The 12,688-nt window shown below is 46.2% G+C and carries 12 protein-coding genes; 4 read left to right on the forward strand and 8 right to left on the reverse strand.

Translation table 11 applies throughout. From position 1 onward, the window contains the following. Positions 1-37: 37 nt before the first annotated feature. The 4 genes from QT974_RS00750 to QT974_RS00765 all read right to left on the reverse strand — a co-directional run bounded on the left by QT974_RS00750 (position 38) and on the right by QT974_RS00765 (position 3,282). Positions 38-652 carry a DedA family protein gene (locus QT974_RS00750; protein ID WP_333466636.1) on the reverse strand — a complete coding sequence of 205 codons (615 nt, stop codon included), beginning with the start codon at positions 650-652 and terminating at the stop codon, positions 38-40. A 318-nt stretch (positions 653-970) separates the two neighbouring features. Further along, positions 971-2,248 carry an adenosylhomocysteinase gene (ahcY, locus tag QT974_RS00755; RefSeq protein ID WP_333466637.1) on the reverse strand — a complete coding sequence of 426 codons (1,278 nt, stop codon included), beginning with the start codon at positions 2,246-2,248 and terminating at the stop codon, positions 971-973. A 76-nt stretch (positions 2,249-2,324) separates the two neighbouring features. Beyond that, the gene (locus tag QT974_RS00760) at positions 2,325-2,492 is read right to left on the reverse strand and encodes a hypothetical protein (protein ID WP_333466638.1); all 168 of its coding nucleotides are present in this window, start codon (positions 2,490-2,492) and stop codon (positions 2,325-2,327) included. Between the two features lie 184 nt (positions 2,493-2,676). Continuing rightward, positions 2,677-3,282: a DedA family protein gene (locus QT974_RS00765; protein WP_333466639.1), complete on the reverse strand. Its 606-nt coding sequence runs from the start codon at positions 3,280-3,282 to the stop codon at positions 2,677-2,679. A gap of 48 nt (positions 3,283-3,330) precedes the next feature. Here QT974_RS00765 and QT974_RS00770 point away from each other — a divergent pair, with 48 nt between their 5' ends. After that, a complete protein-coding gene (locus QT974_RS00770) occupies positions 3,331-4,314 on the forward strand; it encodes a mechanosensitive ion channel family protein (protein ID WP_333466640.1) in 984 nt (327 codons plus the stop codon). 225 nt (positions 4,315-4,539) lie between these two features. Here the strand turns inward: QT974_RS00770 and QT974_RS00775 are convergent, their stop codons facing one another. Both QT974_RS00775 and QT974_RS00780 read right to left on the reverse strand, forming a co-directional pair. Beyond that, complete coding sequence (locus tag QT974_RS00775) at positions 4,540-5,250, reverse strand: PEP-CTERM sorting domain-containing protein (protein ID WP_333466641.1); 711 nt, start codon at positions 5,248-5,250, stop codon at positions 4,540-4,542. A 616-nt stretch (positions 5,251-5,866) separates the two neighbouring features. Further along, positions 5,867-6,466 carry a sulfite oxidase-like oxidoreductase gene (locus tag QT974_RS00780; RefSeq protein ID WP_333466642.1) on the reverse strand — a complete coding sequence of 200 codons (600 nt, stop codon included), beginning with the start codon at positions 6,464-6,466 and terminating at the stop codon, positions 5,867-5,869. Between the two features lie 310 nt (positions 6,467-6,776). On the opposite strand from QT974_RS00780, the gene QT974_RS00785 reads away from it, so the two are divergent. After that, positions 6,777-7,010 carry a hypothetical protein gene (locus QT974_RS00785; protein WP_333466643.1) on the forward strand — a complete coding sequence of 78 codons (234 nt, stop codon included), beginning with the start codon at positions 6,777-6,779 and terminating at the stop codon, positions 7,008-7,010. Between the two features lie 783 nt (positions 7,011-7,793). Here the strand turns inward: QT974_RS00785 and QT974_RS00790 are convergent. Continuing rightward, positions 7,794-8,489, reverse strand: coding sequence for a potassium channel family protein (locus QT974_RS00790; protein WP_333466655.1), 696 nt, complete (start codon positions 8,487-8,489; stop codon positions 7,794-7,796). Between the two features lie 140 nt (positions 8,490-8,629). Beyond that, complete coding sequence (locus tag QT974_RS00795; RefSeq protein ID WP_333466644.1) at positions 8,630-9,964, reverse strand: TrkH family potassium uptake protein; 1,335 nt, start codon at positions 9,962-9,964, stop codon at positions 8,630-8,632. A gap of 254 nt (positions 9,965-10,218) precedes the next feature. Here QT974_RS00795 and QT974_RS00800 point away from each other — a divergent pair, with 254 nt between their 5' ends. Next, positions 10,219-11,154, forward strand: coding sequence for a methyltransferase domain-containing protein (locus QT974_RS00800; protein ID WP_333466656.1), 936 nt, complete (start codon positions 10,219-10,221; stop codon positions 11,152-11,154). A gap of 288 nt (positions 11,155-11,442) precedes the next feature. Next, positions 11,443-12,441 (forward strand): homogentisate phytyltransferase, encoded by a 999-nt coding sequence (locus QT974_RS00805; RefSeq protein WP_333466645.1) that lies wholly within the window; start codon positions 11,443-11,445, stop codon positions 12,439-12,441. Positions 12,442-12,688 lie beyond the last annotated feature (247 nt).

The raw sequence follows: 12,688 nt of genomic DNA on the forward strand, positions 1-12,688 counted from the left end.
TGCACACAGATAAACGCAGATAATTTTGAGGATATCTTTACTTGCGATATTTTTCCTTCTGCATATTCTTTTTCACAACCCACAAAATAAATGCAATGACAATAGTCACCGCAACTATTTTGGAAACAGGAGCTAGGTAATCATCTACAAGCGCATAATTTTCAGCTAACTTATATCCCGCAAAAGTCAGGAAACTTACCCACAAAATTGTGCCGCCAGTTGAGTAGAGTAAAAACGGGATTAAAGCCATATTGTTAATGCCAGCGGGCAGGGAAATCAGGGTGCGGACTCCCGGTACGAGGCGACATAAAAATACGGCTTTGTTGCCGTGTCTGTTAAACCATCTATTTGCTTTGTCAATGTCGGCACCGGATACTGTAATCCATTTGCCGTATTTGTCGGCTAAATCCCTCAAGCGTTCTTCGCTCAATATTTTACCCGCATAGTACCAGGGAAGCGCCCCTAGAACAGTGCCTATTACCCCTGCTGCGATCGCGGGTGCCAACTGCATATCGCCCTTGGATGCGGTGAATCCTGCCAGCGGCATAATCAATTCTGAGGGGATGGGCGGAAACAGGTTTTCTAAGAACATCAACAGTGCAATGCCGAGATAGCCCATCGACTGCATTGTGTTAGTAATCCATTCAACCATTTTGATTTAATAATTTGGTAAGAAGAAGTCAGTAGTCCTGCCGTCAGTAGTCCTGCCGTCAGTAGTCATTAGTTTTCTCGTTCCTAGGCTCTGCCAATTGGTGACAACTTAAGACTGAAAGCCCTGATAAATCTCGTTTTTACCTGAGTCTAGATCCCCCTCGCATCCCCCTTAATAAGGGGGACTTTGAGAAGATTCCGGTTCCCCCCTTATTAAGGGGGGTTAGGGGGGATCTAGACTTCGACACAAACAAGAAAGACTGTCGGTTTAAGATTAAGTTGTCAGCAATGGGATCGACTATACAACTCTAAACTACGATTAAGTTCCCGAAGTCCAAGAGTTGGTGTACTCAATTTGATCGGGAGTCAAGGTATCAATGAAAATACCCATTGCTTCCAATTTTAGACGGGCAATTTCTCTGTCAACTTCGACTGGGATTGAATGAATACCCGGCTCTAGTTTGCCTTTGTTGGTGACCAGATGTTCGGCGGCTAAGGCTTGGTTAGCAAAGCTCATATCCATCACGGCGCTGGGGTGTCCTTCGGCGGCTGCCAAGTTGATCAAACGGCCTTCGCCCAACACAATAATCGACTTGCCATTATTCAGGCGGTATTCTTGGGTGAAAGAACGTACTGTCTTCACGCCAGTGCTTTTTGCACCGAGGGATTTGAGGTCAATTTCGATGTCGAAGTGACCGGAATTGCAAACCATGGCGCCGTCTTTCATGGTGTCGAAATGTTCGGCACGAATGACGTGTTTGTTGCCGGTAACGGTGATGAAGATATCTCCGACTTTTGCGGCTTCGTCCATTGGCATTACGCGGAAACCATCCATCACTGCTTCGATCGCCCGGATCGGATCGATTTCGGTGACAATTACGTTAGCGCCCATGCCGCGAGCGCGCTGTGCCGTGCCTTTACCGCACCAACCGTAGCCTGCAACCACAATATTTTTACCGGCTAACAAGATGTTGGTAGCGCGGATAATCCCGTCTAGAGTAGATTGACCGGTGCCGTAGCGGTTGTCGAAGAAGTGCTTGGTGTCGGCGTCGTTAACGTTCATTGCTGGGAAAGTCAGCACGCCATCTTTCAACATAGCGCGCAGGCGCACGATGCCGGTGGTGGTTTCTTCGGTGGTGCCGATCAAGTCGGAAATTTGGTTGGGGCGGTGCTGGATCAGCGCAGCTACCACGTCGCTGCCGTCGTCGATGATGATGTTGGGACGGTGATCTAGGGCTGTGTTAACGTGACGTTCGTAGGTAGCTGCGTCTTCTCCTCTGAGGGCGAAGACGGAAATGCCGTAGTCTTCAACTAGGCAAGCTGCTACGTCATCTTGGGTGCTCAAGGGGTTGCTAGCGATGAGTACAGCGTCTGCACCGCCCATTTTCAGGGCGATCGCCAAATGAGCTGTTTCTGTTGTAACGTGGCAGCAAGCTGAAATACGGATGCCTGCGAAGGGCTTTTCTTTAGCGAAGCGTTCTTGAATTTGACGCAATACCGGCATTTCGCGGCCGGCCCACTCGATACGTTGCTTGCCCAACGGGGCGAGGGATAAGTCTTTGACTTCGTGTTTAATTTTGACGGATGTAGCTACCATTTATGTTATTTCCCAGAAATCATCAAACTTTGTTAGTTTTAGCAGATAAACCCATCTGCGGGCAAGTGCTGTGATTTTACTCGATCGCCAAAGGCGGTGCAGATATTAAATTTTGATTGTGAGCGATCGACTTGCTTTGCGATATCAGCACCGAGGAGTAACCCACACAGCCAGAGTCAGTCGATTTGAGATTTGAGATTTTAGATTGACTCCATCGATCGGGAATCTTCAACTTTGCTTTCAAACCTTACTCTTTGGCGGAGTCAATCTTTTTTGTTAACTCAATCCCCCTAACTAAACCTAAAATACCGAGCGCGAAAAAGCTTGTGTATGCCTTCTTCCTTCTTCCTTCTTCCTTCAATCCGTTATATCCGTTATATCCGTTATATCCGTTATATCCGTTACAAAATCCGCTGCCGAACTTCTTTCTACTTATTAGCGCGGCGTTCTTGAATTATATGAATAACTGAAGGCACAAAAGAAAGTACAATTATTGCGCCAACAATCGGCAGTAAATATTCATCTACTTTATCCGGCGGAATCATCTTTCCCAAATAATAACCGAGTAGAGTCAGCCCCACCGTCCACACAAACCCGCCGATCAGGTTGTAAAACATAAAAGTTTTGTATTTCATTGCCGCCACTCCCGCCACTATCGGTGCAAAAGTGCGGACAATTGGCATAAATCTGGCCATTACAACTGCTTTTGGGCCGTGTTTTTCGTAGAAGTTTTCAGTTTTTTCTAAATATTTTTTCTTAAACAGCCACGAATCTTCCTTGTTAAATAAGCGACGGCCCCAACGGTGTCCGCTGGCATAGCCCACATTATCGCCAGCCACAGCGCAGACAAAACACCCAAAAATCAGCGTCCAAATATTCAGAGAGTTGGGGCCAGACGCCACAATTCCCGCAGCAAATAGCAAGCTGTCTCCCGGCAGAAAAAAACCGAACAGCAATCCGGATTCTGCGAAGACAATAGCCCAAATCCCCAAATAGCCAAAGGTTTTAATCAGTTGCTGCAAATCTAAATTCATCTTTCTATTTTTCCGAGGAATGAGCTAAGCAGTAGATAAATGATATCTATGATATCATTGTCTTTTGAATATACCATAAACAAAAATCTGGAAAAATCCGAAATTAGCCAGCGATCGATTATTGGTATAAAATTTTTTAGTTCAAATTTAACGATGGGTGCAGTAATTCAACAAATCCAAAGCAGCTTGTTAAACCTGCTGGGTCAAGCGATTGAGGCAATGCCTTCAATAGCAGCGGCTGTGGTAGTTCTGGTGCTGACGAACACCGCAACGAAGTTTGTTCGCCGAACAATCTCGGCAGCTACTCAACAAACTGTAAAAAGTTTGTCGTTGCGATCGCTCTTGGTGCAGATAGCCTTGGCGCTGACTTGGGCGGCTGGGAGTTCGATCGCCTCTGTGATTGCTTTCCCGGCTTTGCGTCCGGGAGATATCATCGGCTTGTTAGGGTTGGGTTCAGTAGCTATTAGTTTCGCTTTTCAAGACATCTTCAAAAACTTTTTAGCGGGAATATTGATGCTGCTGCACGAACCGTTTCAATTAGGCGACCAGATAGTTGTAGAAGGCTTTGAAGGTACTGTTGAAGAAATTTCGATGCGTTCAACTCAAATTATGACTTATCAGGGAGAACGAGTTATTGTGCCAAATGCGATCGTCTTTACTAATTCAGTGCGGGTACTCACTGCCATGCCACACAGGCGAACTGACTTGCCTTTAATTTTAAACTACGATACCGAACCTTCCTTCGCAATTGAAACCTTAGTTACAGCTATTTCCGAAGTCGAAGGCGTGTTGTCGCAACCAACCCCAGAAGTAGATATTTCAGGTCTTAACGATGGTTGTTTGCATTTGATTGTCCGCTATTGGACGCTGCCGGAACAAGCACAGGTGCGACGGACAAAAACTAGGGCTGTGGTGGCCATTAAAGCAGCGTGCGATCGAGCTCAGATTAAAATTCCTCAACCGATACCGGTGAATTTGTATGACTTCCATTCCTCGAACCACCCTGCCTCAAATTCAGCTAGCGACGCATAATTAAGTTGCTGCGCGATCGTCCGAGCGTCCGACGAGGGGGAGATCGGAAAAATATTCCTTCTTCCCTCGGACTTCTTGCTGATGACTAATGACTACTGACTGCTGACTACTGACTGCTGACTTCTCAAACAAAGCAAAAGGCGAGCCGATTTCCGTATCGGCGCGCCTGTACTATCCTATGCTTTTTTCCGAAACGTCATTGAGGCGATCGTTCGCTGTGAAAAATTATGAAGCGGTATTGCTAGCGCGGCGGCGGCGGCGGGCTGCAATCAAGCCGCCCAAACCTAGAGCCATACCAGTCATCGTAATCGGCTCGGGAACTGCTTCAGCAGTCACGGTGAAGTCTTGGAAGTCTGCGTCGTTACCGTTACCGCGATCGTCGAAGGAGATTGTTGTGCCTCCGTTAAACAGAGAACCTATTCCGTCTGTGAAATTTCCGGCTGCTTGGAAGCTGTTAGTTGTTTCTTTGCCGAGTGCGCTCCACAGTGGCGATCCGCCAAACACTGCTTGCTGGCTGCCTGTAGAAGCGACGTTCAGGTTGAGTCCGGATGTCGAGTAGACCATGCCAGCGGCGCCGCTGGAGAGTCCCAAACTGTAAACTTGATTTGCTAAGAAGGTGAATGCTGCGGTACCAGAACCCAAGACTGTATTGCCCAGAGTTCCTTTCCATTCGTTGGCGCCGCCGTTGTCTGAGGATTTAGTTTCCGAAAATAATTCGGCAACTTTGGAGAGTGTAAAACCGTTCACGTTATAAATCCCTAAAGAGGATTGGTACATACCGTGAGATTCTTTGAAGTTGAAGTTGACGCTGGTGTCTTCTCTGAAGCTGATGCCGTTGGTACCGAAAGAGAAGGCATGAGCTGGAGCTGCTGGGCCCAACATGGCGGCTGTAACGGCTGCGGTAGCTGTCAGGGCGGATAAGAGTTTGGTATTCATAACTGCTTCTTGGTGTGTGAGGATGTTAATACTTTTATTATCTGATATTTTGTTGCCGTTTGTGGTACTTTAAGTTAATTTTGACAGATTCTTTATCTAGGCTTTACACATCCTTTATAAATGCTGGGACTCGAATCTGCTGCTAGGGCGATCGCTCTTTTTAAACACACACAATAATTATCACTATTATGCTCTGAAACCTTTGAGTTGCAAGCAGCCTAGCGCGGAAGTGTCAAACAGATTTTGGTCTGGTTTCGCCTAATGTTATATTTATTTACAGTCTCAGTTATTAACTACAAAAAGTTACGTATAAACACGGTTGCACCGACGCTTATTCAAAGTTAAAAAAAAAATTATCAACCACAAAGTAGGAATATTTGTTTGTTTGGGACTTGCTTGGGGCAGTTAAAGGAGTTTATATGTCGGGAAAATTACGTAAAAAGTGCGATCGTTGGGTTGACATTTTTTGATTTTAATTTCCGCAAAGCCACGCCTCCGAAAGATCCTCGGTAGGTGATGGAATCGGAGTTAAGGAACGCGATCGCCAGTGGACTTGGGCACAATAAATACTGTAGGTACAAAGTCTCGCCCGCGTATTCGATCGCGATCGACCCTATCAAAACAAACCGCTGTAGCGTTCCTCGGCCCAAGGTTCGCCCCGCTGGTGATAGCCGTTGCGTTCCCAAAAACCGAGTTCTTCGCTTTGTGTAAACTCCAGCCCGTTAATCCATTTAGCGCTTTTCCAAGCGTACAAGTGAGGAACTACCAGCCGCATCGGGCCGCCGTGGTCGGGGGAGAGGGGTTCGCCGAAGACGGTGTGGGCGAAAAAGTTTTCTTCTCGCAGGAAGTCGGCGATCGTAATATTGGTAGTGTACCCACCGTAGCAGTGTTCGAGGACGTGCAGGGCCGAGCGATCGAGTTCTACGCAGTTCATGAAATCTGTGACTTTGACTCCCGTCCACTGCACGTCTAGTTTCGACCAGCGGGTGACGCAGTGAAAATCCGCTGTAAAGTTACTTTGGGGCATCGCCTGGAAGTCCGACCAAGTGAAGGTTTTTGGTTTTACCAATCCCCAGACTTTAAATTCCCAACTCTCAATACTCACCGAGGGTGTATCGCCGTAGGTCAGCACGGGAAAGCCGTTGGCGAGGTATTGACCCGGGGGGACGCGATCGCTTGTTTCTGGTTCTGGCTTGCGAAAAAATTTGCCCTGCATTGATTCACGCTCTACAGTAACTGACTGCAACACTCAGTATAGCTTGCAGATATCAGCCCGCGGCAATTGGTCTCAAGGTATAAAGCTTTCAGGTCTGGTGCGCGAATCTCAATCGCCACATTCCGGCGTTTGCCTGTATATTTCTGCCAAAAGAGAGATGAGGCAGCAAAAATTTAGTATTTATTGGTGAAGCTTTGTAATTACTTAACATTAAATTTTATCTCAATTTGGTGTTCATTTTCAAAAAATTAATGTATCGTTACAATAGGCTGAGAGGCCAGATGTCAAAAAATTTAATGGGGTAAAAATCATGATCGCAACTTGCTTGATTCCATTGACCGTCTGCTTGATTGCTGGGTGGGTGACTGCTGGGACTAACGAAAGAACGTTAGACGGGATTCCGGCTCCCATAGCTGCAATTATTGGAGTGTGTTCGTTAATTTGGTTTTTGGCTGTATGTCCTTGGCCTGTTGAACTCGCTCTAGTCTTGGCGGTACTGGTTTTGGGTAGAGTTTACTTGCAAGATATTTTGAAAGCCGGCTGAATTTTCAGGCTTAGTGCGATCGGGTGCTTCTACTTTTTTGTGAAAATTTTCGCTCTTGGCTGTGATGTCGGCTGTGTTGTCAGAGGACGGCGCAACGAACCAAGCCAGCCCTGTATTGGTGAAATTCAATTGAGATATTTCGGTTAAAAATTAGAACATAAAGCAATACGCTTGGCTTAAGACTGTTCAGTCTATAAAACCATGTGATATCTATTTTCCGTAAATCTCAAAAACCGGGTCGATCTCTATATTTCTCGTCACCCAACCCAAAAAATCGTATAAACCCGGTTTCTCGCCACGAGCGTAAATCTCCGAAACAGGTTTTTCTCTATATTTTTCGTCACCCAACCCAAAAACTCAAAGATGTCAAATGGGTTCTATAAAACCCTGTGAAAAATATATACAGATTGGCGCGCGGGGAAGTTCTCTTCGGACAAAAAAGTATTAAGCCAAGCGTATTGGAATATAAAGCTGTGGTTCTCTTGGGACAGAATATAAGGCAATACGCTTGGCTTATATTAGACTTGAATTGCAAAAATCGGAAAACACCCTGAAATTATCTGCGTTTATCTGCGTTTATCTGTCTGACATCTGCGGTTTCTGTATCGATCGAAGACTTATGCAATTCAAGTCTATTCTGTTGAGTCTATCAAACCATGTGAAAAATATATACTGCGATTGCTTTGTTGGAGCGCAATCACAAAAAAGCGTTAAGCCAAGCGTATTGAAATATAAGGTGCGCCACAAGCACCTTATATATCGATCGAGTCAAAGGGAGAGCTGTTAAATTGGCAAGCGATTGATATCTTTATTAGAACCAATTACTACCATCACCTCGCCGTTTGTCAATCGTTCGTTTGGCTGGGGATTGATCTCGAACTTGTCGCCGCGACCGACTGCTAGCAAGTTCAAACCATACCTGCGCCGGAGATCCAATTCGGCGATCGTTTTACCGTCAAACTTTTCAGGAACGACCAACTCAACGATGCTGTGATTTGGGTCGAGGTCAAAGCGTTCTAAAATGCTGGGTTGTGTCAGAATCCGAGCCAAAGAGCAGCCCATTTCTCGTTCGGGAAAAACGACATGATCGGCGCCGACTTTTTTCAACAGTTTTAAGTGAGTTTCCGAGGAAGCTTTGGCGATTACGTGAGCTACTCCGCCTTCCTTAAGGTTGAGGGTGGTGGTAATGCTTTCTGCTAAATAATTGCCGATCGCCACAATCACTGTTTCAAATTCAAATATACCGGCTTGGGCCAGAGCGCTAGGCTCGGTAGAATCTAACTGGACAACGTGAGCCGAAATGCGATCGCTCAAAGCTTGAGTTACTTTTTTTTCGTCGGAGTCAACTCCTAGGACTTCGTAGCCCAAGCCGTGCAGAGTCGAACACACAGCTTTGCCAAAGCGTCCCAAACCAATAACTGCAAACTGCTTGTTTTCGGCGCGCAAACTGCGAAAAAAATTCAAAGATGAAAGGTTCACGCTCATATTCAGCGCTGAAGGTCTTGCTTTTCAAACTTTAGCAGAGACAGCGCCGCCTCCTTTTGATTTTTGAGTAAATAGTAAAGTGGATTTGGGTTGTTACCCAATATTTAGATTATCAGCAAACAGACAGAATTTTTCTATCCAACTAACAAACTTTCCTCAGCATACTTAAAAGGTCTGGGCTTGGGGTCGCCGAAAGCTGCGCTCATCAGTAGTAATATGCCAACCCTACCGATGTACATTGTAGCAATCAAAATTAATTTACCGATCGCCGAAATCTTGGCTGTAATCCCTGTGGAAAGGCCGACTGTGCCAAAAGCTGACACTGCCTCAAACAGCACTTGGATAAATTCTAGTTCGGGATTGGTCAGCTCAATTAAAATTGCCGATCCGAAGGCGACCACCAGGGAACCGAAGACTACGCTAATAGTTTTCAGAATCAGTGGCGGCGGGATTTGACGCTGATAGCACTCCACCTCTTCCTGGCCTTCGAGAACTGCTGTAGTACAGCTAAACAATATCCTGAAAGTTGTGGTTTTGATGCCGCCGCCGGTGCTTCCGGGACTGGCGCCGACAAACATGAGTGCGATCGTCATAAATAGCGCGGCTTCGCTCATTTTGCCGATGTCAATTGTATTGAATCCTGCCGTGCGGGGAGTAACTGATTGAAACCAAGCTGCCATCACCTTTTGCGGAAAATTTAGAGAGCCTAAAGTTGCTGGATTGTTTTGTTCCAGCAGAAAATATCCGAGGGTTCCTAAAATTAAAAGGAAAGCAGTTGTACTGGTAACGACTTTAAAATTTAGGGAAAACACTGTGCAAATCGGGCTTTTTTTGAAGCGATCGCGCAGCCACAGGTACATTTCCATAATTACTTGATAGCCGATTCCTCCAAATACGATCAAACCCGTGACTGTGAAGTTAATTACAGGCGAATTTACGTAGCCGATCAAATTATCTGAATAAATGCTAAACCCGGCGTTGTTAAAGGAATTAACGCTGTGAAATATAGCAGACCACAGACCGTCTTTAAATCCGTATTGGGGGACGAAAACCAACATCAGCAAAAACACTCCAGTTAATTCAAACAACAGGGTTGTTGCTAGAATTGACTGCACGAGTTGGACTACGCCGGCTAGTCCAGATTTGTCAAGAGATTGTTGCAGGGCAATTTTCTCTTTCAAGCCAAAGCGGCGGCCGACTAACAGCAGCAAGAAAGTCGTGGCTGTCATGTAGCCCAACCCTCCTATTTGCACCAGAAGAACTAGGCACAGTTGCCCCCAAAAAGAGTAATATTTTCCGACATCGACAACCGACAAGCCGGTGACGCAGACAGCGGAAGTAGAGGTAAACAGTGCTGTTATTGGATCGCTCCAAGTTCCATCAGTTGTGGAAAAGGGCATCATCAGTAATAGAGCACCTGCGGTAATGACGGCGAGAAAGCCCAAAGCAATGGTTCGCGAGACAGTCATTCTATTTTAGATTTGAGATTGAAGAATTGAAGAATTGAAGAATTGGAGATTGAAGAATTGGAAATTTCGGATTTGAAAGGGAACCCAGAAATCGATTTGAGAGTTGAGAGGTAGCCCATAAATCGATCGCCCGGCTGGAAATCAGGACATCTCTGCGAGTGCGAGTGGCCCAGGTCGATCGCCCAAAATAGCAAAATTCGATGACAACATCGGGAAATAACGGTAAAATTCCTTTAATAACTTGCGATCCGGCCATGACATCAACACTTTACCAGCAAATTCAGCAACTATACGACGCTTCTAGCGGTTTGTGGGAGCAGGTGTGGGGCGAACATATGCACCACGGGTTCTACGGCCCGGATGGTAATTTGAAAAAAGAGCGGCGACAGGCTCAAATTGATTTGATCGAAGAACTGCTGGGCCAGGCTGGAATAACCTCAGCTCCAGCGGGATCGGAACCTTACCGGATTCTGGATGTCGGTTGCGGGATCGGCGGGAGCACCCTGTATTTGACTCAAAAGTTTAGCTCGTTAGCGCAGCCCTCGAAGAGGATCGCGCCAAATAATTTAAAGTCGGATGGTGGAGTCGATCGCGTCAGTGCTACGGGAATTACTCTGAGTCCGGTACAAGCAAACAGAGCAACGGAACGCGCAAAAATTGCTGGACTCGAAAGCAATGTTAATTTTTTGGTAGCAGATGCTTTGAATATGCCTTTTCCCGATGAGTCCTTTGACTTGGTTTGGTCGCTCGAAAGCGGCGAACATATGCCGGACAAAATTAAGTTTTTGCAGGAATGCTGCCGCGTGCTCAAGCCGGGAGGAACTCTGATGCTAGCAACTTGGTGTCACCGCCCGCTGGGAGAAACGAGGGGAGAATTGACTGATGCAGAGAGAAGGGAATTGGCAGAAATTTACCGGGTTTATGCTTTGCCTTATGTGATTTCTTTGCCGGAATACGAGGAAATTGTTCGCAGTTTGCCTTTCACAAGTATTCGCAGCGCTGATTGGTCAAAGGCGGTTGCTCCGTTTTGGGATGTGGTGATAGATTCTGCTTTGACTCCGAGCGCGATTTGGGGTTTGCTAACTAGCGGTTGGACGACTGTTCAAGCTGCACTTGCTCTCGGATTGATGAGTCGGGGATATGAGAGCGGATTGATTCGTTTTGGGTTGATTTGTGCTGTAAAATCTTAGGGATGGAGCGGAGAATTTTTGAGGGTTCAGTTAAGGGCTAAGGCGCTCTGAAGTATTGGTGTAAACTGGCGATCGAAGGTAGTATGAGTCTACTGTTTGACTGTGAAACCCGATCGCCCCTAACTGCTTTTTGAAAGGGCGGACTGGATACTCTCTGTTTCGTGGGCCCCGTTGAAGGGGAATGGGCGACAGACGAGAGATTTAAAGGGTTTTAGGCGATTGTTGAGACGAAGTGTAAGGTGTTCGGCACCCTAGAGAATGTTATTTTTTGTGGCAGTTGTGTGATTTATGAGCAACGATTCGATCGGCAAGTCTTGGATTGAGCGGGAAAATGGCTCGGCTCCGCAAAGCTGGGTGAGGGCATTTTGGGAGTTTTCTCGGCCGCATACGATCGTCGGGACTACGTTGAGCGTGCTGGCTTTGTATGCGATCGCCCAAAGCAACAGGCTGTTGGTGAATCCGGTATTTCTGCCCCTAGCTTGTGCTTGGTTGGCTTGCATTTGTGGCAATATTTATATTGTGGGATTGAACCAGTTAGAAGATGTGGAAATTGATAAAATCAATAAGCCGTATTTGCCGATCGCCTCGGGAGCATTTTCTCGCAAAACTGGAGAGGCGATCGTACTTAGCACGGGCATTTTAGCAGTGTTGATTGCACTTTTGCAAGGCCCGTTTTTGCTGGCTACAGTTGGCGTGAGTTTGGTGATTGGGACTGCTTATTCTCTGCCGCCAATTCGGCTGAAACGGTTTCCTTTTTGGGCGGCGCTGTGCATTTTGGGCGTGCGGGGGGCGATCGTCAATCTCGGGCTGTTTCTGCACTTTAATTGGGTGTTGAGTTTGTCCCGGGCGAAAAGCGTTTTTTCGGGCTGGAGTTTAAACAGTGTGTCTTTTGAGATACCCGCGGAAGTTTGGGTGTTGACGGTGTTTGTGGTGGTGTTTACTTTGGCGATCGCGATTTTTAAAGATATTCCCGACATGGAGGGCGACAAACAATACAATATTAGTACGTTGACGATCGAGCTGGGCAAGCCTGCTGTGTTTAATTTGTCTCGCTGGGTACTGACGGTTTGCTATTTGGGCGCGATTTTAGCGGCAGCAGTCGTGTTGTCTAACATTAATTTCGGATTTTTGGCTTTGGCTCATTTGACGGCTTTGGGTTTGATGTGGTTTTGGAGTTTCAAAGTTGATTTGGACGATCCCAAAGCAATTACTGATTTTTATCAGTTTATCTGGAAGTTGTTTTTCTTAGAATATTTGATTTTTCCAGCAGCTTGTTGGTTGGGCTAGAAGAAGGGACAGTTGAGGGTTGACCGCTTGAGGGTTGACCGCTTGAGGGTTGATTGAAGAAATAAGGAAGAGTTGAGAGTTGAGAGTTGAGAGTTGACAGGAAGAAGAGAAATGGAAGTCGGAAGAAGGAGCAATTAGATTGTCTAGTCTAAAAAGGGTTAATTTTTTAAGAGTGCAAGACAGCACACCAAAGCGTAGATATTTATCCCGGACAGCAAATGCAGAAGGTAGGAAGAGTTAACGGATT

It is taken from the genome of Microcoleus sp. BM001215392 (assembly GCF_036700185.1).
Classification (GTDB): Bacteria; Cyanobacteriota; Cyanobacteriia; order Cyanobacteriales; family Microcoleaceae; genus Microcoleus.